We start from the raw sequence: 21,921 nt of genomic DNA on the forward strand, positions 1-21,921 counted from the left end.
CTCCAGATAAATCTAATTTCCCAAATTATTGAAAAGTGTTAAAAAAACAGGCGCGATGCGTATATCTATCTAAGAATCAGAAATTAACTCATGGCCATTTCTGCTGACCTCCTGCTTTAAGTCTCCAGATAATAGAGAAAGAATATATAGATATGACGCTAGAGCCCCATAGTAATATTTCCCCTCTCCTTACCAGACATTATGCAATGAATAGCGAGCAAATCCAGATTATTTCACATCAGCAAGGTCCACTACGCGTCATCGCTGGACCAGGCTCTGGCAAGACATATAGTTTGATACTGCTGGCCATGAACTTACTTTTGTGTGGACAGACTCCACCAGAAGGTATTGTGCTCTGCACCTATACGCAAAAGGCAGCCTATGAAATGCAGGATCGGCTCCTGCAAATCGCTCGCGCAATCAACTATCAGGCAGATCTATCACAAATCAAAATTGGCACCATTCATAGTATCTGCAAGCAGTTTCTTGTCCGTCACCTTCACCATACCCCACTGGGTAATAATTTCGAGACGTTGGATCAATTCTCTCAACAATTGCTGATCTATCAACAGTTAGATACTCTGTGTACAGCACCGATGCTGGCCTTTTTTCAGACACAATGGGGAAGTCCATGGCAGATTGCCAGGAAGCTCCAATTCTTGTTTGATAAAATCGCAGAGGAACTGATTATCGACAAACTACTCCAGGTTTTTCCTCAACCGCGTTTTGATGCAAACAGCGATCAGCAAACCATAGCCGCTCTGCTCCCCCACATCTATCAAAACTATACTACGCTGTTACAGGCAGCCAATTATGTGGACTTTGCCCATCTCCAGCGTTATGCATATGACCTGCTGCAAAAACCCGTTGCGTTTCAGCAAGTTGCACGGGATATTCGTTATGTGCTGGTGGACGAGTATCAGGATACGAATTATATCCAGGAAAAAATTCTGACCTTGTTAGCCTCAGCTACTGAAGAGCAAAATCTCTGTGTGGTAGGGGATGAGGATCAGTCACTCTACCGCTTTCGGGGTGCAACTGTGCGCAATATTCTTGAATTTATACATACCTTCCCTGATTGCAAACAGGTTCAATTAACGACGAATTATCGCTCACATGCAACAATTATCGATACCTGCAACCAATGGATGGAATCCCTGGCAGTTAATTTCCCCAACACTCATGGTGATTTTGCGAATATCTTTCGTACCGATAAAGTGATCAGACCAGCTAAACAAGCTCACCACGAAGTAGCTTATCCTGCAGTAATTACGCTGGCTTCAGAGGATATTTATGCTGAGGCAGAACAGTTTGCACGTCTGATCAGTGAGCTCAAACAATATGGACGCATTCAGGATTATAGCCAGGTTGCTATTCTTTTACATAGTGTGCGCTCAGACTTTAGTCGCCCCTACATCGAAGCATTGAAAGGTTATGGAATTGCCGCCTATTGTCCACGGGCACGCGACTATTTTGATCAGCCTGAGATTCAATTACTTATCGGCTGCTTTGCACTCTTGCTACATTTACAGGAGGCTGACTTTACAGATGAACAAACGAACTTTGTAGAGTATCTACAACACTGCCAGAGCATGCTCACACGAGCATACCAGCAACATACCGATTTTAAAACTGAATTACAAGCCATTCAAGAGGATATCTGGTTGGCCGATGAGCACGATGAAACAGCCGAAAAACAACTGGCAGATTATTTTTATCGTCTGATCTTTACGACCGCCTTTGAGGGTTTCCGCGCTGAGAAGTTGGCCATGGCTAACCTGGTGATTTTTTCACAATACCTCAAGATATTTTTGACCAGTTTTCGACATGAGACGATTAACACGCGCACACTGGCAGCGCTTCGCTATGATTTCTTCCATACATTTATCTACCTGCTACACCTGGATGGTGTCAATCAGTTTGAGCATCCTGATGAGCTAGTTCCACTTGATCATGTACAGATCATGACCATTCACCAGGCCAAAGGACTAGAGTTTCCGGTGGTGATCGTGGGCCGATTGGATAAGGCTCCTCCCCAGGGAGGCAATGAAGATCGAGCCTTGCGGGATTATTATCATCGCAAGCCAATCGAGCCAGAGAAATATATTCCGGCTTTTGACTTACGGCGTTTATTCTATGTGGCTTTTTCGCGTGCGCGTCAGGCCCTGATTCTGAGTGCGCCCAGGAAACCGCACGCCCAATTTTCACACCTCTGGCATAATACGAGCGCTCTGGAGTATCACTATCGGGAATTAATGACGATGCCCGCGGCAGATCCAGTCAGTATGCACGAACCACCTAAACGTCGGCTGAGCCTGACCAGCCATATCTCCCTCTACGCTACCTGTCCTCGACAGTTTGAATATTTACGCGAGCATAACTTTAGTCCAGCCCACTCGGCAAATACCTTTTATGGACAACTGATTCACCAGACGCTAGAGGGACTTCATCGCCTGGCACTGGAACAGCCTATCTCTTCACTGCATGAGGATACATTAATAGAGCTATTCGAGCGCACCTTTTACTTTCTCACCTGCACAGGTATGATGCCACTGGATAACACAACTAAGAATAAAGCACTGGTACAGATATTACGCTATTTCGATCAAAATCAAGGCGTGCTCGGACGTATTCAGGATGCGGAACATAGCTTTCAGATTGAGAAGGAAGAGTATATTCTGACTGGAAAAATGGACCTGCTGGTTGAGGGGAAACAAGGGATGGAAATTATCGATTTTAAAACGGGGCCTCGACCAGAGAAAGATACAGCCCTGGTAAATCGTTATACCCAGCAGCTCTATTTATATGCCTATGCACTGGAACGACGGACCAGAAAGCTACCATCTCATCTCTATCTTTACTGGACCGCTGAAAAAAATAAAGCGGATGCACTGATGGAGATTCCATTTCATGAAGAGGATCTGGAACAGATGAATAACTATTTTGATACGATTAGTAGCCAGATCCTCAATAAACAGTTTGCTGTGACTACACCACCGCCTTCCAGTGTTTGTCAAAGCTGTGATATCCGCTATCTTTGCCAGCAACAAGGCATCATTCAATAGTACCAGGAGTCTGAACGTGCCGCTTCCAGATCAGATAGCCGATGCCTTCTCTACCCGAAGCCAGCAAGGGAGCCGAACGCAGTATCAGTTGCTCGCCATCAACTGCTTCGATAAAACGCCGCTGTTGCTGGCCGACCCAGTTGGGAAATAAACTGACTTCGACATGATGGATGACCTCGTTGCCATGGATTTCATAGGGACCGCCGTAGGAGATATAAGAGCGGGCCGCTCGCGCCTGTTCTTCAATTGTTCCGGTGAGGATATCATCGGTCGTGAAATGTACGCGTTCACTGGCACTGATAACAGCCGACATATAACCATCAGCGGCATACACCAGGTGTCCCCTGGCCTGCAGTCCCCAGGGATAAATGATATCACCATCGCTAAAGCGTATTTCAACCGCTGCGAGTTTCCAGGTGCCCGTTAATACGGCCGGATCTATGTTCTGTTTCATGCAGCTCTACTTTCTTACAACTGGATACTTTGACCTGCTACTAAAAAGCTCTATCGTTAAGAAAAGCGTAATTAAATATGAAGATACATAAAATCATTCATCCATATTACAGCGGCATTGTCAAATATTCTATCAGTTAAAAAGCTCCTTTCTGGCTCCTGCAAAATTTTTTCATGCATTCTTAATATCAAAATATATCCTCCTACCTCTTGCTACCTCTCTGCAAGGACTGTATGGATATTCTTGTCTGGCCTACCAATGCTACAACTTTTTCCAGGCCTCAAACGTGTACAGCCATATACCATGGGTAATGCGACAAAAGATTACGTTAGCGCGAAGTAATCGGTGCAAATCCTGGCAGACGGATCAGTCTACAGAGGCGTTCAATTGCCTTATTTGCACCAGTCAATTTCGCTCAGACGTGTAGGATAAAAGCAGAGGGAATTATACTATAGAAAGGGAAGGTAGAAATGAGCGCCATACGTACAGATAAAGATAGAACTTATTTCACTGGAAATACCTCTAACTTTGGGTTGACAGGGGAAACAATTGAGGCGACAGACGCGCTGAAAAAGGCGTCCTGGTTGGGTATGGTGGCGGGTTTGCGCTCAATGACTCCTCTAGCTGTTCTGGCCTGGACGAATGAGGAGACAGCGCCGATACAAAAAAATATCACAACCGTCTTAGCCGTTGGGGAAATGATTGCTGATAAATTGCCCTTTACACCGAGCCGGATTAAATCAGGTCCTTTTCTGGGCCGCATCGCTCTTGGAGCGGTTTCCGGCGCGTTGCTGTGTAAACGCCTGGAGCAACCGATGCTCTCTGGTGCTATGCGTGGGGCGTTAGGAGCAGTTGTGGGTACTCTGGCTGGCTCTACCTACCGTAGTATTATGCCACAGGCTACAGGCCTGCCGGATTTTGTCCTGGCTCTTGTTGAAGATGGCGCCGCCATCGCCCTGGGCTTCGCTGCTGCTACCCCTGAAACACATGCATAAAGGCATAGCAGCAGGAAAAATTGTAACGTAACGTAACTTACTTACTTTTAGTAACAGAATCTTTTTTCTATGCGCCGTCGGGAACCATCAAACTGTGTAGCTGACTGAGAAATGCCGACCCTATCCAGGTTGCTTCTCAGTTTCTCGCAAGGTTCCTAGACGGCGCATTTCGGGCCATAAGAGGACCACGCAGACAACCACCACCACGGTTCCGATACCTCCTGCGACTACTGAAAGGATCGGACCAAAAAGCTGTGCGGTTAAGCCAGATTCGAATCCACCAAGTTCATTTGAGGCTCCAATAAAGAGTGAATTGACGGCGGAGACACGTCCACGCATCTCATTCGGTGTGCGCGTCAATAAGAGTGAGCCGCGAATAACCACACTGACATCATCCAGGCCACCTAATAAAAACAGCATGGCCAGCGAGAGCCAGAAGGAATGTGAGAGTCCAAAAACGATCGTGGCAACTCCAAAGCCAGCTACGGCGAACAGCAGGATCGGGCCTGCACGCTTAAACGGCGGGCGATGGGTTAAAATCAAGACGACACAGAGCGCGCCAATCGAGGGAGCCGCCCGTAACCAGCCCAGCCCGGTCGGACCAACGTGCAGGATATCTTTCGCGAAGATTGGTAGCAGCGTGGTAGCTCCTCCCAGCAGGACCGCAAAGAGGTCCAGCGTAATCGCCGCTAACAGGACTGGTGTGCGCCGCAAGAAATGCACACCTTCAAAGACTGATTTCCAGCTGGTCTTTTCTTCCAGGCTTTTTTTCGCAATTGGTTGATGGCGCGCCTGAATAAAAACCAGAAGAATTACGAAAATAAAGATGGCCAGCGTGTTCAAGCCATAGACGAGGGTGGCACTATGAAAAAAAGCCACCAGCATGCCTCCCAGGCCTGGTCCCAACACCGATGCCATTTGCCAGGAACTACTGCTCCAGGTCGCAGAGTTTTCAAAGGCCTCTTCAGGTATGGTCTGGGAAGCAAGTGCAGAACTGGCTGGACTCAGAAAAGCGCCGGCTGCACCAATGACAAACAGACAGGCATAAATAAATGCGATCGAACCATGCACGATCGATAATAGCGTCAGGGCCAGTGAGGCCAGTACCATCACGCTCTGGGAAACAAGCACGATCCCTTTGCGATTAAAACGATCGGCGATATGTCCGGCCGGCAGCGATAAGAGAATGACTGGAATAATCAAGACCAGGCCAACACCACCCAGGACCAGTGCGGAATTGGTGCGTTCGTAGAGTTCCCAGCCTAATGCGACCTCAAGCATACGCTCACCCATCGATACAATGAATGAGCCAATTAATAATAAGCGGAAATCACGAAAACGCATGGCCTGATAGGGATCATGCGTTTTCGGAGCTAACGGTGAAATTTCAGAGAGTGCAGAGCTAGATTGTTGATCGTCCTTGTCGACAAGACTCACGTGTGTACCTCTTAACTAGTTCACTCACACTAACTATGTGATATGTGGAGATTTTTACGGCGGAGATTACCTTACCAGCACTATACCATAAATTAAATTGAAGCATTTATGTATATAAGAAATACCTATCTGATCCATACTATTGCTCTATATAATCTAAAAACATTCTATGCACAGACATATTAGCCAGATTTTTTCCTATCTCCCTATTACTATAGGATGATAATAACTTTTTATGGATCAGTTGTGTTACAATACTCATGCATGGAATCATTCGCGATTATATCAATTGGTCATTCCTCCGAGCGTGGTTTTTGACACCCGATTCCTGGCTTGTTTTCGCTTTCTATGCGTATTTTGCGTTCTCCAGTCTAAAATGCTGGATCGGTTGTCCTTTTGCTCTTTTGACACCGCCTGCCAATGCAAGCGCTAACCTTGGTATAGTAAGGTCTACTATTCTTGACTTTATCATTAGACTATATGCAAAAAGGGCAGCATGGTTACTGGCACATTGAGAGGTTTGCCTCTCCACGGATTGTTTTTTTAGAGGGTTTGCGATGTATAATCTCGGTCAATCGACTCTCCTCCAACTTTTACAGGGGTATCGTCAGAATGGACGCTTACGCGCTCAATTGCCTGATGGTATCTTTGGCTTGCAAGGCGGCTACGTCTTTCTCGATGTGGTTCAGGGTAGCGCCGTTGCTTGCCACCTGGTCAATATGTATGGTCAGCTGGCTCTCTCAGGCAATGAAGCAATGAGTATGATTGCCAATATGGGAGTGCTGGATTGGGTGGTAATACAGGAATATATGCAGACCAGCCCACATTTGCCAGCCATTCGGCAAAATACCTCTGGCTTACAAGCCATTCGACAACAAACTTCTGGCTTACCAGCTATCCGGCAAAATACCTCTGGTCATTTACCTGCTATTACTTCTCAATCATATATCGGTCAGGGTTCAAGTCCTCATCCAGCAACAGTATTTGTGCCCCAAAGATTGATATATATTGATACAGAAATCTTGAAGCGTTTTCCCCGCCATATGCGACGCGTGCTGGTACTGGTGGATGGGGTGCGGACGGTGGGAAAAATTGTGGACATCCTTTTTCCGCATGAGGATCGCATTCGTGAGGTTTTGCTTATCCTTCGCGAGCTTGAAGATATGAGCGTTTTAACAATTAAACGCTCTTGATCTGGCTTATCCAGTACGGGCAATTGAACATTCGTCAATCGCCCGCTGACTTTTCCCTTCTTTAAAGTTTGTGGATGCTCATGTTTTTCACATTCTCTCCACCTGCATTTCCACGCATACGACACTCAAAAATCTGGGGACTTTAGTGCCCGATTATGACGACATCCTCTGATCCTGATAGGTGTGAGCTTCAGATACGCTAATCTCCATTTTTGTTACAGCAAGTTATGGATATCTTTTTTAGCGGTTCCTTAAAATTGCCTTTATAACATATTGCAATTCTTTGTTCTATTTGTTATAGTTTATATATGATAAAGAACTGAAAGGTTTATAAGACCATGTTCTTGATGATCGAGATTGATAGCGATAAACCCATCTATATGCAGATACGCGACCAGGTCATTGAAGGGATTGCCAGTGGACAGTTACCTCCAGGTACCAGTCTGCCTTCCATCAGGCAGTTGGCGGCTGACTTTGGCATCAATCTGCATACGGTCAATAAGGCCTATGATTTATTGGAGCGTGAAGGCTTTATTCAGCTCAGGCGCAAAACAGGAGCCGTGGTACAGATTACTCCGATGCTATCTGATACCTGGAAAGAGCGGCAACGGGCGCTACTGGCTGAAGCATATGCGAAAAATGTCTCTTCTGAAGAAATTTTAAAGAATTGTCAATTGATTCTGCAGGAGTTTGCTGAGCAGCATGCGCTACCCGACAACTCGCAGAAGTGGAGCGAGCTATGAATGCGGCATATATTCTGATGAGTCTTATGTCTCTGTTGCTGGTAGTTTTTGCCTGGTTCTGGACTTCTTTGATGGCTAAGACGCTACCCTTTGGGGTACGTATCCCTCCTGATCGTATCGATGAGCCAATCATTCAACACGTCTACCGGGACTACTATACTGGCTTGATTGTCATTTTGCTGCTGGTTGAGGCTGCAGGCTGGTTTTTTGCGACCTCTTATAATTCTCTGCCCATTGCCACTACCGGTGGCATCTTTGTAACCTTGCTCCTGATCTACCTGGATTTTTATAGCGCACGCCGCCGTATTGCGCAGGCGAAAAAGAGTGGCAACTGGTATGCGGGACTGCGCCAGGTGGTGATGGCCGACATCAGTAGCAACCAGCAACCGGCTCACATTTCATTACTATGGTTTATACCTGCATTCATCATCCTGATTGCCATGATCATTGTAGCCATCGTGCGCTATCCAGTCCTACCACAACAACTTCCCACCCATTTTGGGATCGATGGGCAACCCAACCGGTGGACCGATAAACTGGTGGCGCTGTGGACGTTACCGTTGCCAGCAATCTTTACGACTGCTCTATTGTTCGGCCTGGCACGCTATATCCCTCAAGCGCGCCAACAGGTAGATCCTGCCAATCCCGAAGCGGATGTCGCCTATCAACATGAGTTGCGCCACCGCACCAGCCAGATCCTGCCCCTACTGGCCACGATGATTAATCTGATTTTACTGGTCATCTCAATGATCACATTTGGTATCCTGCCGACCAGTAATGTCAACGCAGTCGTACCAGTACTGATGGTCATGCTCTTGATCGTCATTATCGGGATTATGGTCTACCTGACCCGCACCATCACGCTACGCAATCAACGTCAGACTCGGACCCAGCCCAACACAAAATTTGTAGCGCAGGACGATGATCGCTATTGGATCGCTGGCATGTTCTACTATAATCCTGATGATCCCGCGCTCTGGATCGAGAAACGTATGGGCATCGGCTGGACCGTCAACCTCGGCAATCCCTGGGGAAAAGTTTTCATCATCTCTGTAGTTGCGATTATTCTTGTAAGTATCGGGATGAGGGCCCTAGTACGGTAAAGCAGATCGACTGGTGTAGCCCATTTGTCCTACGCATATAGATCCAATTTTCTGCATATAGGGCGAATAATGGGCAAAAATAAAGGGTGACCTGGATGCTTTTAAGTCTCCCTCGGGGTTACCTTTAGCAGAAAAATGGTTACCTGAAAACAAAAATGGTTACCTGGGTCGCCTTTTTCGGTTTTTCTGTTGCCCATAAAAAGGTTACTCAGGTCGCCCTTCTGTTTTTTGCTAAAGGTTACCTTGCAATCATAAAGGTTACCCAACTAATCTCCGATAAGGTTCCCTGCAATCATAAAGGTTACCCGGCTAATCTCTGATAAGGTTCCCTGCAGCACAAAAAGCGTCCCGGATAACCCTGATAAGGTTACTTGCAACCCAAAAGGCGACCCGGGTAACCTTTGTATCGATATTATCGATTAGATATATTTTTAATATATCGTATTTAATTTTCTTAAATCGATAATATCGATACAAGAGCAGCAGCAGTTTTTCGCCTGTTGAAATGTTTGACTATCCTTGCTATACTGGATAAGTATCAATTCACAAACATCCCTCATCGGTAACCTTTCTCCTTTAGGACTATGGCTAATTGCTCTTCCCATCTGCTTACAGCTTTGTTGGTGTGCTGTTCTCTCTGGATTTTTCGGGCTCTTGGTACGAAATTAAATGGCGTGCTATAATACTACAGGCACTGCTTTTGGCGTCTGGCTGATCCACCACCGCAGTATGTCGCCCCACATGGTCATACTCCTGTTCTATGTAGATTACTTTTGACAATTCACTATGGGCATGACTGGCGGGTGACCCGGTGGATAGATAGAGGGTTGTCAACTGGAGTGGAGATTTTCAGGGGACATGAGCAACGTATTTGTCCTATGCTATCTATGGGCTCTCTCTATCTCCTTACTAAATGTTGAACTCATAGATGAGTATATTCCGCTATGATCGCACGATTGCTTTTGATATATTAACTATTCAAACTTCTGGTGAGATAAATGGATACAGCTTTTACTTATAATGAGCGTAGTGCAAACAATTCAGGGTCCTTGTTTTACGAGCAGGACCACTTTGTGAGGACCTTCCAACTGGCGACGGAGCGCGCTGAACAGCTAGGACGCCAGATTCTTGTGAGCATTACCCTCCCCATTGCTCTTTATGATCCCCATTTGCTTTTTACAACTTTGCAACAGCTTGATCTCGGGGATCGTTTTTTTTGGTCCCGCTCGTCCGATGCGCGTGCGCTGGTTGGCGTAGGGCAGGCTGCACTGATCGAGACAACAGGACCCGAGCGCGTGGCGACGGCTGCGGCCATCTGGCGCGAATTACGACAGCATGCCATCATTGAGAAGCATTCAGATATGTTACCGGCATATACTTCAGGCCCGGTACTGCTGGGTGGCTTCACATTTAATACACTGACAGCGCATACCGACCTCTGGAAAAACTTTCCTGATGGTTTGCTGATTTTGCCCTATCTCCTGTTTCATTCTGATGAGGATAAAGCGGGCCTGACAATTAATGCTTTGATTGGTGCTGATGATGATTATGCACAACGTGCCAGTACGCTGGTCGAGACATTGCAACGCCTGGCGAACGCCTTACAAAATCAGTCTGCACCACTAACTACACAGGTAACCACCACGGAGGAGTTTACAACACATAATCTGCTGCCAGCCGAGCAGTGGAAAAACCAGGTGGCCCGAGCAGTAGAGAAGATTCGGGCGGGCGCGTTTGAGAAGGTTGTGCTGGCTCGTGGCGTACAGATTGAACAAGCTGAGCCTTTTGATGTGGATGGTACGCTGCAACGCTTGAGTCAGTCGTATCCAGGCGCTTATGTGTTTGCGATCCAGCGCGGAGCACGCTATTTTATGGGTGCGACCCCTGAACGCCTGGTCTGTAGTGAGGATGGGCAGATTCAGACAATGGCGCTGGCAGGTTCGGCTCCGCGTGGCGCGACTGAAAAAGAAGATCAGCGCCTGGGTGCGGAACTGCTCAAGAGTGAGAAAAATCAGGGCGAGCATCATTTTGTGGTTACTACGATTCGCGATGCGCTCTCGGCCCTTTGTTCGCATGTCTGGGTAGCGGATGCCCCCACTTGCTGAAACTAAAGAACATCCAGCATCTGGAAACACCAATTATGGGTAACCTTTTGCCGGGACATAGTATTCTGGAGGCGATTGAAGATCTCCATCCCACGCCTGCGGTCGGTGGCTATCCACGCCTGCCAGCCCTGGAGGCGATTGCAGAGGATGAGCATCTGGACCGTGGTTGGTACGCGGGTCCGGTTGGTTGGATTGGAACTGGTGGCAACGGGGAGTTCGCGGTAGCGCTGCGTTCAGGCCTGGTTGAAGGCCGACAGGCAACGCTATTTGCCGGTTGTGGCATCGTGGCGGATTCTGATCCGGAAAGCGAATTGCAGGAGTCTTGCTTGAAATTACAGGTAATGCTACGTGGTCTCGGCGGCGAGAAGTAAGAAGGTCTTATGGCAGAAGTAAATAATGCACAGTATCAAGCACAGATTGAGAATCCTACCTATGCGTATGTGAATGCTTTTATTGATGAATTGCAACGTTCAGATGTGCGCCATGTGGTGATCTGTCCTGGCTCGCGCTCGACTCCATTGTCTCTGGCGCTTGTTGCTCATCCTGCGATAAAGGTCTGGATGCATGTGGATGAGCGCTCGGCAGCTTTTTTTGCGCTGGGCCTGGCCAAACAAATAAATCGACCGGTCGCCCTGGTATGTACCTCAGGAACGGCGGCCGCGAACTTTCTGCCTGCGGTGGCGGAGGCGCATTTGACGCATGTACCGCTGCTGCTTTTGACCGCCGATCGGCCACATGAGCTACGTGAGACTGGCGCGCCTCAGGCGATTGATCAGAATCGTTTGTATGGCACGCACGCCAAGTGGTTTGTTGAGGTTGCGCTCCCCGAGGCGACCAACGAAGCGCTACGCTACATCCGTACGCTGGCCAATCGCGTGGCGGCCCTGGCCTGTGAGGTTCCTGCCGGTCCGGTCCACCTCAATTTTCCTTTTCGCGAGCCACTGACTCCGGGCACACTGGCTAATCAGCCGCTGCCACCGCTTGAACAACGGGATCCCATCGCCTGGCAGGGGCGGCCAGATAATCAACCTTATGTGAGCGTGATGGATGCCCCCCTGGGCACATTATCCACACCTGAAGTCCAGCAACTCATTAAGCGCATCCAACATACTCCACACGGCTTAATTGTCGTTGGTCCAACTGCTAATCCCGCCCTGACGGCCCCCCTCTTACAACTGGCCCGGACCCTCGGCTATCCCATTCTGGCTGATCCGCTCTCACAGTTGCGTGGTGGTCCACACGAGCAGAGCCTGATTCTCAGTAGCTACGATGCCTTTTTACGCCTGGAAACTTTTACAGATCAGCATGTGCCTGAACTGGTGCTGCGCTTTGGTCCCATGCCGGTAGCGAAACCGCTCATGCTCTATTTGAAGCGCTACGCGCATTGCCCACAGATCGTAATTGATGCCCAGAATGATTGGCATGAGCCAACCCAGCTGGCCGACACAATGCTGCATACTGATCCGGTCTCCTTCTGTGAACAGCTTACCGGCTTGCTATCCGAGTCGGCAACCTATCAGCGGGATGAGCAGTGGCTTGAACGGTGGCAGCGCGCTGATCGTCTGACACGGCAGGCTTTATACACGGCCATCCAGGATTTTCCGGCAACATTTGAGGGCCGCGTCTTCACTGAACTGGCCGAGCTGTTACCGACGGGCTCGACGCTGTTTGCGGGTAATAGCATGCCGATACGTGATATGGATACTTTTTTCTGGGGTGCCAGACATAGCATCCAGACAGTAGGCAACCGTGGCGCAAATGGGATTGATGGAGTAATCTCCAGCGCGCTGGGAGTGAGTGCGAGCAAACAGGAACGCACACCAACGGTGCTGGTGATCGGCGATCTGTCGTTTTACCATGATCTGAATGGTTTGCTGGCGGCACGCCTGCATCAATTGGATCTGGTGGTCATCTTAATCAATAATGACGGCGGTGGAATCTTTTCTTTCTTGCCCCAGGCTGCCTATCCAGAACATTTTGAGCAGGTATTTGGCACACCAACTGGACTTGAGTTTGAGCCGGTGGTGCGCATGTATGGTGGCACTTATCAGCAACCTGCCGATTGGAATGCTTTCCGCCAGGTGTTTCAGCAGGATATTCAAACGAGCGGACTCCATGTAATTGAGCTACGTACCGAGCGCGCAAGTAATGTTACTATGCATCGTCAGTTGTGGCAGATAGTAGGGAGTGCACTCCGTAAACAGGAGGACTAAATCAAAGATGGAAATGCAGTCCCTTACCTATAAAGATGGTGAACATCGGCAAATAGATGTTAATGGGGTACAAATGGGGGTGGTCGAGTTTGGGAGGCCGGTAAGCACGGATGTGACAGCAGGGCCAACACTGGTATTTATCCATGGCTTTACGGGCAATGCGACCAGCTGGGGTCCGTTACTGGAACATTTTGCGGCTCAGCAGATGCATGTTATTTCCCTGGAGATGCTGGGCCATGGACACTCGACCGCTCCCGAGAATGCGCAACGCTATGCGATGGAACATTGTCAGGCGGATATCCTGGCCGCCTTGCATAGCTTGAATATTGGTCCAGGCGTGGCGATTCTGGTTGGATACTCGATGGGTGGACGCATTGCCCTCTATACAGCGCTCTCAGGCTATTTCCGGGCCGTGATCCTCGAAAGTGCATCACCAGGACTATCTTCAGCGAATGAGCGTGAGCAGCGCCGTCGTAGTGATGATGCGCTGGCAACCTGTATCGAGGATTATGGTATTGAGGCCTTTGTCAGCTACTGGGAAAAACTTCCGCTCTTTGCTAGCCAGGAAAAGCTCTCCATCCAAAAACGCAATACGCTCCGCGAGCAGCGCCTACGCAATAATCCGCGTGGATTAGCCAATAGTCTGCGTGGCGTCGGCACTGGTGTCCAACCAGCGCTCCACGAACGCCTGAGCGAAATCACAGTTCCAGTCCTCCTGCTCACCGGTGAGGAGGATCCAAAGTTTTGCGGCATTGCCCGCACGATGGCTACTCAAATACCACACGCACAACACCAGATCGTAGCCAACGCCGGACACACTGTCCACCTTGAACAACCTGAAGCATTCAAAGCACTGGTTCGAAACTTCTGTCGTTCTGTGCAATAATATGTACATGATTACTAAGGTTTTTATAAGAGGTAAGGTATGAGCATCAGCGTGGATTGTCACCACTCGGAACCACGATCAACATAGGTTCGCGGCTTGCCCCGATTGCGCTCCCCACGATAATGCCTGACCAACATGATGTATGTTCACTCATATGACCATCACATCCGGATCAGGTACGGGAAACCTATCGTAATACGATGCAATCGTGATACGATGTAATTGTGGGCAGACCACAAACATAAGTGAAACGTGTTCTATCATATAAACAATAAAAGGAGACTCTGATGTCAGTTGAATGGCAAAAAATTCGTGATTACCAGGATATTATTTTTGAGAAGGCCGACGGCATGGGCAAAATCACCATTAATCGCCCTGAAGTACGCAACGCCTTCCGACCTCAGACGCTTAATGAGTTGATCGAAGCGTTCATCATCTGCCGCGAGGATCCTGAGATCGGTGTGGTTATTTTCACCGGCCAGGGCGATAAAGCATTCTGTTCTGGTGGTGACCAGCGTGTACGCGGCGAGGGCGGCTATGTTGGCGAAGATGGTGTGCCTCGTCTGAATGCGCTTGAGCTTCAGAAAATCATCAAGTATCTGCCTAAACCCGTAATTGCAATGGTAGCAGGTTATGCCATCGGCGGTGGCCATGTCTTACATATGCTCTGCGATCTCACCATTGCGGCAGATAATGCCCGCTTCGGCCAGACAGGCCCACGCGTCGGTAGCTTTGACGCTGGCTGGGGCGCGACCTATATGGCTCGTATCGTTGGTCATAAGAAAGCCCGTGAGATCTGGTACCTCTGCCGTCAGTATGATGCTCAGGAGGCACTGGATATGGGCCTGGTCAATACCGTGGTTCCCCTGGCACAACTGGAAGAAGAGACAATCAAGTGGGCACAGGAGATTCTGGAAAAGAGTCCAATCGCACTGCGCTTCTTGAAATCAGCCTTTAACGCCGACACTGATGGCCTGGCCGGTATTCAGGAACTGGCTGGTAATGCCACAATGCTTTACTACATGACTGAAGAGGGTAAAGAAGGCAAGAATGCTTTCCTTGAGAAGCGCAAACCCGACTTCTCGAAATTCCCACGCCTGCCATAGGCATACTGCCTATCCTATTACATAGAAGGCTCCGGCACACTACAATCGCTGGAGCCTTTATGATTTTTTTCAAGCTGCGTACGTGAGTAGAAGATAGGGACAGGAATCTTTTCTGCGATATCTATGTAGAAAGTCTGGAGCATAAAAATTGCGTAACGAGAACCAGGATCCAAAAGAGCGCGCAGCGCGGATGCCAGTGGTACACGCATTGCGCTGGGACGCTTATCGGATTCCTTTACCTGCGAGCTTTACGAGTGCCCATGAAGAACTGGCCACGCGCCAGGGTTTTATCCTGACGTTACAAACCAGTGAAGAAGATATTATCGGCCTCGGTGAGTGTGCCCCACTTCCGAAGTTCAGTGGTGGCACGATCGAGGATGCACGTGCGAGTTTTCAGACCCTCCCTCCATTAATCCAGGGACAATCCCTGACGGCCGCGCTTGAACTTGTTTATCAACAGGTTGATGCGCTTCCCACTACAGTAGCCTATGCCCTGGAAACGGCGCTCCTGGATGCGCTGGGACACTATTATCACTGCTCTCTGGGTACCTTGCTGGCTCTTCCCACACTGGCTGAGCCATTAACTTCCAACATGCTAGAGACTACACGGACCGGTTTACGTGAGCAGGTAGCGATAAATACCGTTGTTGGCGCTCAGACCATTGCTTCCGCAGGCGTGCTGGCGCTACAGGCAGTTACCAATGGCTATACCTCTATCAAACTCAAAGTCGGAGCAGATATCCATCAGGCGCAAGATCTGGTTGCGGCAGTACGAGCTACGATTGGTCCTGGACCACAGCTACGCCTCGACGCCAATGAGGCCTGGACTTTTGAGCAGGCCCGGACGATACTCACGGCCTGTGAGCCATACAATATTCAATATGTTGAACAGCCCCTGGCCCGCACCGATCTACCAGGTATGGCCGCGCTACGCCGCCTGACCAGTATCCCGATCGCCGCTGATGAAGTGCTTTCCGATCTGGCCAGTGCACGCCTGATACTTGAGGCGGAAGCAGCAGATATTCTGGTAATCAAGCCGCAACTCGCCGGTGGACTACGCAACGCACAACAGATCATCCAGCAAGCCACTGCCGCAGGCATCCAATGCGTAATTACCAGCACCATCGAGTCTGGTATCGGTGTGGCCAGCGCGCTCCATCTGGCCGCCGCCTCACCGGAAATACAATTGGCCTGCGGCCTGGCCACGCTACCCATGCTAGCCGACGATCTGATCATCGAAAACCTGCCCATCCACCAGGGATGCATGACAGTCCCAACCGCTCCTGGCCTCGGCGTCCATCTCGACCAGACCGCTCTGACCCGATACACGTAGATTCGGCCCTTACTCTTTCATACAAGAGATATGCAATGATGCATTTTATCAACATGTGCGATTTCATCTGCTGGAGATAGATTATGAATATAGCCGAGACACATCTGCCTAACTGGTTGCAGCGTAGTGCGGACAATACACCACACAAAATCGCGGTCAGTACACCTGAGATCTCCTGGTCTTTTACCGAGCTTAATCAACAGGCAATGCAACTGGCACGTCAGCTGGCAACGCTGGGTGTGAGACCAGGAAGCCGGGTCGCCTTGCTGGCCAGTAATGGTCTGCCCTTTGTAGTCTGCGTACACGCATTAATGCGCCTGGGAGCGATCCTGGTGCCCTTAAACGTACGGTTGACGCTTGAGGAGCAGATCTGGTTGCTACGCGATGTCGAGGCTCTGGCCCTGGTCAGTGATCTGCATTATCAGGCACGGGCCACAGAACTTCAACGTGCGCTCCCTTCTCTGCTTGAGGCAACTCTGCTCCTTGATACAACCAAACGCCAGGTAACCCTACAGGATATCTCACCAGACGCACAGACCAGACTGATAGACGAGATTGATCTGGAGGCGGTCCAGTCTATTATGTATACCTCCGGGACCACAGGAACCCCCAAGGGAGTGATCATCACGTATAAGATGCAGTGGTGGAATGCGCTGGGATCAGCCTTGAACCTGGGTCACCATCCTGAGGACGATTGCTGGCTGCTGTGTATGCCACTTTTCCATATAGGTGGCCTGTCGATTCTCCTGAAGAATGTTATTTATGGCATCCGCATTATTGTCTATGAGAAGTTTGATGCTCCCCTGGTAAACCAGGCCATTCAATCCCAGGGTGTCACCATTATTTCGGTGGTGGCGGTTATGCTGCAGCGCATGCTGGCGGATCTGGATAGTCGTCAGCAACAGTATCCTTCCACGTTACGTTGTGTCCTGCTGGGTGGTGGGCCAGCGCCACGACCGCTGCTGGAGGCGTGCGCTCAACGCCACGTCCCTGTCGTCCAGACATATGGCCTGACCGAGTCCTGTTCTCAGGCCGTGACGCTGGCACCTGGCGATGCTTTGCGCAAACTAGGCTCGGCAGGCCGTCCGTTGCTGCCTGTACAATTGCGGATCATGGCAGAAGATGTGGTCGCGCAACCACAGCAACCCGGTGTGATCTGCCTCAAGGGTCCCAGCATTACCGCCGGCTATGATCATCGTCCAGATGCTACTGCCGCCACGATTACCGATGGCTGGCTGGCCACCGGCGATATCGGCTATGTGGATGAAGAGGGATATCTGTATGTCCTCGATCGGCGCAACGATCTGATTATCTCGGGTGGCGAAAACATCTATCCCGCTGAGATCGAAGCGATCCTGCTAGCACATCCCGAAGTTGAAGAGGCCGGCGTCTGTGGTCAGGCCGATGCGCAATGGGGACAGGTACCCATTGCCTTTGTCCATCTCCACACGGGTAGTTCACTCTCACCAGAGACCCTGCAGGCTTATATCACACCAGGATTGGCGCGCTACAAATTGCCGCGCGCCATTTATATCGTGGATCATCTGCCGCGTAATTCCTCAGGCAAATTGCTCAGGCGCGAACTACCAGCCCTACTGGACCGGGAACGCCTGAAATAAGGCGCTCCCGGGCTCAACCAGCGCGGGCAAAGTCAGACCTTCATGGCTCAGTAGCCAATGCTTACGCTCCAGCCCGCCAGCGTATCCAGTCAAAGAGGCATTCGCTCCAATCACCCGATGGCAGGGCACCACAATACCAACTGGATTTAGTCCATTGGCTGCTCCGACCGCCCGCGAAGCCGTTGGTCGGCCCAGACGCGCCGCCAGTTCCCCATACGTCATCGTCGTGCCAACTGGAATTGTACGCAAAGCCGCCCAGACCTGCTGCTGGAAAGCGGTCCCGCCTGTATTGACAGGAATGTCATCCAGACTATGATAATCACCTGCCAGATAGGCGCGCACACGGCTACTGAAGCCGTAGGGATCAGTTGCCTGTGTCAACTGGACGGCTCCATAGCGCCTCCGCAATAACAACTGCATGCGCTCTTCATAATCCGCATACTCCAACGAACACAACTGCTCACCATCTACCACCAGCACAAGCGTACCAATCGGAGATTCAAGCTCATCATAGCGTAATTCTTTCACCACAAGCTGCCTTTCTTACCCATACTCCTGAACAATAACCAGTCTTTATCCTAAACCCGTCCTTCAACCCACACTGGCACATTTCGGACCTGTTCATTGAGACATGTTATATGATCACTGGTTGTATCGTGGTGGCTGATAATGGTAGGTTCAGAAAAGCGCTATATCGCCTGGCAGCTTCGCTGACGTTCGTTTCAGTTTCTGCATCGCCCGATTGTATGAAGGGCTGAAGTTGTATCTCAATAGCATTTTTCTTCAACGTACGTTTCCAGATACCGGTAACCTGGCCTGAAGCAACCATCGTAGGCATAAATACGCCATTGTTGCCTGGAACAATTTTAAAAGTATGCTCTGCGGCCAGGACGGCACTGCGATCTTTATAACCAAGCAGATATTCATCAAAGCCTGGCAACAAGTGCAGACTGGATGTTAAATATTCATCGCGGCTCGGAGCATCGGCAGCAATCCAATAGCTCTGACCATTAATCTTTTCCAGCTGGAACTTTGATTTTACGGATTCAAATCCGGCTTTCGCCTCCGTCAGCGTCAAGCCAGCCCACCAGGCGAAATCCTGAATAGTGGCTGGTCCATGACTGGTAATGTAGCGAAAAACAAACTCGGCCAGTGCCTCCTCGCGCGAGAACTCCCGAGGACGAAGTACCCACTCATCAAGCAGTACAAACGTTTGCTGCTTCTTCTCCATTGGCCCCATACAGAGCGTGCCCGACTGCGATAGATACCACAGCAAATGGTAGCCGCGCTGTCCCTTAGTGCTGATGCCCGCATCCTCCAGCAGTTGCATCGCATCTGGACGCGTCAAACGCTCGCCGCCTTGCAAAGCCGCAACAAAAAGCTCTCTGGCGCGCTCAATGATCTGCTCATTGAGTTCAAGCAGTTCCTGCCTGCGTTTATCCCTGCCAAGCATACGCACAGCCGAAAGCGCCAGCATCCATTTCGCATCCTCTGCCGGCACAAAATGCAACGTCCCCCGCATAGGCCACGTCCGCAAAATCTTCCTATCACAGACCGCCTGCTCCACATCAGCCAGCGTCGCCGCCTGCGTACGCAGACCAATCGCCCACAAAGAAGCCTGATAATCCTGCGCCTGCATCGCCCCCATCCATCGCACCACATCTTCCGGCCGCTCAAATCGCCCACTATCGATACGCTGATTAAATAACCGCTGATGAGCAATATCCATAGAAAACCATAATCCCCCAATCTCTGCATTTGATCCCTAAGTATACCATCCACCCGGAATACGGTTGGCAAATTCATCGCATGGCCATAGAGCCAAAAGCGGTAGGTTCGGCTCTGGCGGCCGATTGGTTCCCTCACCGATCCTGTCCGATAAAAAGCTTAGACATGGTTCAAAGAAAGCTCAAAAGAATGTGACAGGTGGCACGGAAAAAGAGTGGGCAGGATATATGTAAAGTTGATAGAAAGATCGGTGTTAAATGCGTTCGTTATCAGTGGATACATGCACATACACATCAACTAGAGGAAGCGAGAGAGCCATGCTATGCAACTGGGCAGACTCCCCAGCATGATAGCGATGATACTGCCAGGAGTCTCCTGATCGGGTAAAGACCTCTATGGTTTGTTGCAAAACACTAACCAGGACATACTCCTGTATGCTTTCCAGTTGCTGATAGTAAGCAAACTTTTTGCCGCGGTCATATGCCTCTGTTGATGGTGACAATACTTCAATAATCACGCGAGGGTCATAGATGGTGTCGTTGTCTTCCTGGAGATCCTCAGGAGCACAACTGATCGACACATCAGGGAACATGTAGTGTGTAGGGTCAACTCTTACCCGCATGTCTGAATTAAAGACACGACAGGAGCTGTTTCTGAGTAGTCGATCAAGCAAAACAATCAGGTTAATGGATATCCAGGAATGTGCTGCACTTCCACCAGCCAGGTCCTGAGGATCTCGCAGATTGTACACCACACCGTCGGCATACTCATATTTTGCGTCTGGACTGCTTTGATCAAGCTGCAAGTATTCCTCAACGGTCATATGTTGGCGATTGGGATCAGCGGCCATAGCATGTGTTCCTCTCTACTGTTGCATGGAATTTTGTTTGCGGCTAAAAAAACGTTGTGTTGAAATCACACTAAAAATTACCTGTAATTTTTTCCTTCTGCCTCAACTCATTGTCCTTCCTTCGTTGATCTTTGGTCTTTCCATGTTGCCATCATACCATTGTTGTAGAGAACATCCAGGGCTTTCCAATTCTCGTTGCAAGCGGGGATGCAAGGGGCGGCCAGCTCCTTGCAGGAGCGCGATGGCAGACATGCTGGGAGCATGTCAGTCCTCGCATCTCCTCCCTCTTCTCCCGCCAAGACAGGACAAAAAGAGAATTGGAAAGCCCTGGAGAACATCATACAGGCTTGACTAAGAGCTTAAGACATTTTGCGTAAATACAAAGCTTAAGCTCTTAAGCTTTTTATCGTGTAGAATCATGATCCATTGCTACGCGTGCATAGACTTCGGGCAGTGACAGGGAGATGACCATGCTGTGTAGTTGTGCTGGTGCTCCTGCTTGATAGAGTTGATAGTGCCAGGCGGATCCGGCACGGGTATAGACTTCAATAGCTTGCTGCTGAACACTGACCAGCACATATTCTTGCAGGCTTGCCAGTTGTTGATAGCAGGCAAACTTCTTGCCACGGTCATAGGCTTCGGTCGATGGTGATAATACTTCAATGATCACGCGTGGCGCATAAATGGTGTCTTCTTCCCAATCAGTAGGCTCACAACTGATAGTGATATCAGGATAGACATAACGTGATGCGGAAAGCTGGACACGCACATCGGATGTGAAGACCTGACAGGAAGTATCAGCCAGCAGCCGATCACACAACATCGCCAGATTGAGTGCAATCCGGGCATGTGCTAACGTGCCACCTGCTAGCGACTGAGGATCTCGCAAGTTATACACTGTGCCATCAATGTACTCATATTTAGCGTCTGGACTACTTTGGTCGAGCTCCAAATATTCTTCAACCGTCATCTGCTGGTGATGGAAATCTGTCGCCATTCTTAATATCTCCCCTCTCCCCTTTACTAAATCTATTCTATGCCTGCCCTGATATTTGTCAAGCCAAACAGCATAGCCACTTCCCCCATCTGAT

The 21,921-nt window shown here is 49.6% G+C and carries 16 protein-coding genes and 1 pseudogene; 11 read left to right on the plus strand and 6 right to left on the minus strand.

Annotation, left to right across the window (positions count from 1 at the left end; translation table 11 throughout):
* Nucleotides 1-152 precede the first annotated feature (152 nt).
* Nucleotides 153-3,065 carry an ATP-dependent DNA helicase gene (locus KDW_RS05295; protein ID WP_151754989.1) on the plus strand — a complete coding sequence of 971 codons (2,913 nt, stop codon included), beginning with the start codon at nucleotides 153-155 and terminating at the stop codon, nucleotides 3,063-3,065.
* On the opposite strand, the gene KDW_RS05300 is transcribed toward KDW_RS05295, so the two are convergent.
* Nucleotides 3,055-3,519 (minus strand): lipocalin-like domain-containing protein, encoded by a 465-nt coding sequence (locus tag KDW_RS05300; protein ID WP_151754990.1) that lies wholly within the window; start codon nucleotides 3,517-3,519, stop codon nucleotides 3,055-3,057. The two genes, KDW_RS05295 and KDW_RS05300, sit on opposite strands and share 11 nt — an antisense overlap.
* Before the next feature lie 470 nt (nucleotides 3,520-3,989).
* On the opposite strand from KDW_RS05300, the gene KDW_RS05305 reads away from it, so the two are divergent.
* A complete protein-coding gene (locus KDW_RS05305) occupies nucleotides 3,990-4,514 on the plus strand; it encodes a DUF4126 domain-containing protein (RefSeq protein WP_151754991.1) in 525 nt (174 codons plus the stop codon).
* A gap of 120 nt (nucleotides 4,515-4,634) precedes the next feature.
* On the opposite strand, the gene KDW_RS05310 is transcribed toward KDW_RS05305, so the two are convergent.
* On the minus strand, nucleotides 4,635-5,951 hold the full coding sequence (locus tag KDW_RS05310; RefSeq protein WP_233097626.1) for an MFS transporter: 1,317 nt from the start codon (nucleotides 5,949-5,951) through the stop codon (nucleotides 4,635-4,637).
* 557 nt (nucleotides 5,952-6,508) lie between these two features.
* Here KDW_RS05310 and KDW_RS05315 point away from each other — a divergent pair.
* From KDW_RS05315 to KDW_RS05360, 9 genes and pseudogenes are all read left to right on the plus strand, one after another.
* Nucleotides 6,509-7,144 carry a hypothetical protein gene (locus tag KDW_RS05315; RefSeq protein WP_151754992.1) on the plus strand — a complete coding sequence of 212 codons (636 nt, stop codon included), beginning with the start codon at nucleotides 6,509-6,511 and terminating at the stop codon, nucleotides 7,142-7,144.
* A 338-nt stretch (nucleotides 7,145-7,482) separates the two neighbouring features.
* Nucleotides 7,483-7,887, plus strand: coding sequence for a GntR family transcriptional regulator (locus KDW_RS05320; protein ID WP_151754993.1), 405 nt, complete (start codon nucleotides 7,483-7,485; stop codon nucleotides 7,885-7,887).
* On the plus strand, nucleotides 7,884-8,990 hold the full coding sequence (locus KDW_RS05325) for a DUF1648 domain-containing protein (RefSeq protein WP_151754994.1): 1,107 nt from the start codon (nucleotides 7,884-7,886) through the stop codon (nucleotides 8,988-8,990). The genes KDW_RS05320 and KDW_RS05325 overlap by 4 nt, the downstream gene beginning before the upstream one ends.
* A 998-nt stretch (nucleotides 8,991-9,988) precedes the next feature.
* Nucleotides 9,989-11,466 (plus strand): annotated as a pseudogene (locus tag KDW_RS34845) (isochorismate synthase).
* 9 nt (nucleotides 11,467-11,475) lie between these two features.
* Nucleotides 11,476-13,308 carry a 2-succinyl-5-enolpyruvyl-6-hydroxy-3-cyclohexene-1-carboxylic-acid synthase gene (gene menD / locus KDW_RS05340; RefSeq protein ID WP_151754997.1) on the plus strand — a complete coding sequence of 611 codons (1,833 nt, stop codon included), beginning with the start codon at nucleotides 11,476-11,478 and terminating at the stop codon, nucleotides 13,306-13,308.
* A 7-nt stretch (nucleotides 13,309-13,315) separates the two neighbouring features.
* Nucleotides 13,316-14,194, plus strand: coding sequence for a 2-succinyl-6-hydroxy-2,4-cyclohexadiene-1-carboxylate synthase (gene menH / locus KDW_RS05345; protein WP_198925199.1), 879 nt, complete (start codon nucleotides 13,316-13,318; stop codon nucleotides 14,192-14,194).
* Nucleotides 14,195-14,481: 287 nt separating this feature from the next.
* Entirely contained in the window at nucleotides 14,482-15,300 is an 819-nt protein-coding gene (gene menB, locus KDW_RS05350; RefSeq protein ID WP_151754998.1) for a 1,4-dihydroxy-2-naphthoyl-CoA synthase, read from the plus strand.
* Nucleotides 15,301-15,448: 148 nt separating this feature from the next.
* Nucleotides 15,449-16,633 carry an o-succinylbenzoate synthase gene (gene menC, locus KDW_RS05355; protein WP_151754999.1) on the plus strand — a complete coding sequence of 395 codons (1,185 nt, stop codon included), beginning with the start codon at nucleotides 15,449-15,451 and terminating at the stop codon, nucleotides 16,631-16,633.
* Nucleotides 16,634-16,716: 83 nt separating this feature from the next.
* A complete protein-coding gene (locus tag KDW_RS05360; RefSeq protein WP_151755000.1) occupies nucleotides 16,717-18,252 on the plus strand; it encodes an o-succinylbenzoate--CoA ligase in 1,536 nt (511 codons plus the stop codon).
* On the opposite strand, the gene KDW_RS05365 is transcribed toward KDW_RS05360, so the two are convergent.
* The 4 genes from KDW_RS05365 to KDW_RS05380 all read right to left on the minus strand — a co-directional run bounded on the left by KDW_RS05365 (nucleotide 18,226) and on the right by KDW_RS05380 (nucleotide 21,827).
* The gene (locus KDW_RS05365; RefSeq protein ID WP_151755001.1) at nucleotides 18,226-18,780 is read right to left on the minus strand and encodes a methylated-DNA--[protein]-cysteine S-methyltransferase; all 555 of its coding nucleotides are present in this window, start codon (nucleotides 18,778-18,780) and stop codon (nucleotides 18,226-18,228) included. The genes KDW_RS05360 and KDW_RS05365 overlap by 27 nt on opposite strands.
* 106 nt (nucleotides 18,781-18,886) lie before the next feature.
* Nucleotides 18,887-19,981, minus strand: coding sequence for a winged helix DNA-binding domain-containing protein (locus tag KDW_RS05370; protein ID WP_151755002.1), 1,095 nt, complete (start codon nucleotides 19,979-19,981; stop codon nucleotides 18,887-18,889).
* Between the two features lie 252 nt (nucleotides 19,982-20,233).
* A complete protein-coding gene (locus tag KDW_RS05375; RefSeq protein ID WP_151755003.1) occupies nucleotides 20,234-20,830 on the minus strand; it encodes a Uma2 family endonuclease in 597 nt (198 codons plus the stop codon).
* Between the two features lie 403 nt (nucleotides 20,831-21,233).
* The gene (locus KDW_RS05380) at nucleotides 21,234-21,827 is read right to left on the minus strand and encodes a Uma2 family endonuclease (protein ID WP_162004974.1); all 594 of its coding nucleotides are present in this window, start codon (nucleotides 21,825-21,827) and stop codon (nucleotides 21,234-21,236) included.
* Nucleotides 21,828-21,921 lie beyond the last annotated feature (94 nt).

Source organism: Dictyobacter vulcani (assembly GCF_008974265.1).
Classification (GTDB): Bacteria; Chloroflexota; Ktedonobacteria; order Ktedonobacterales; family Ktedonobacteraceae; genus Dictyobacter; species Dictyobacter vulcani.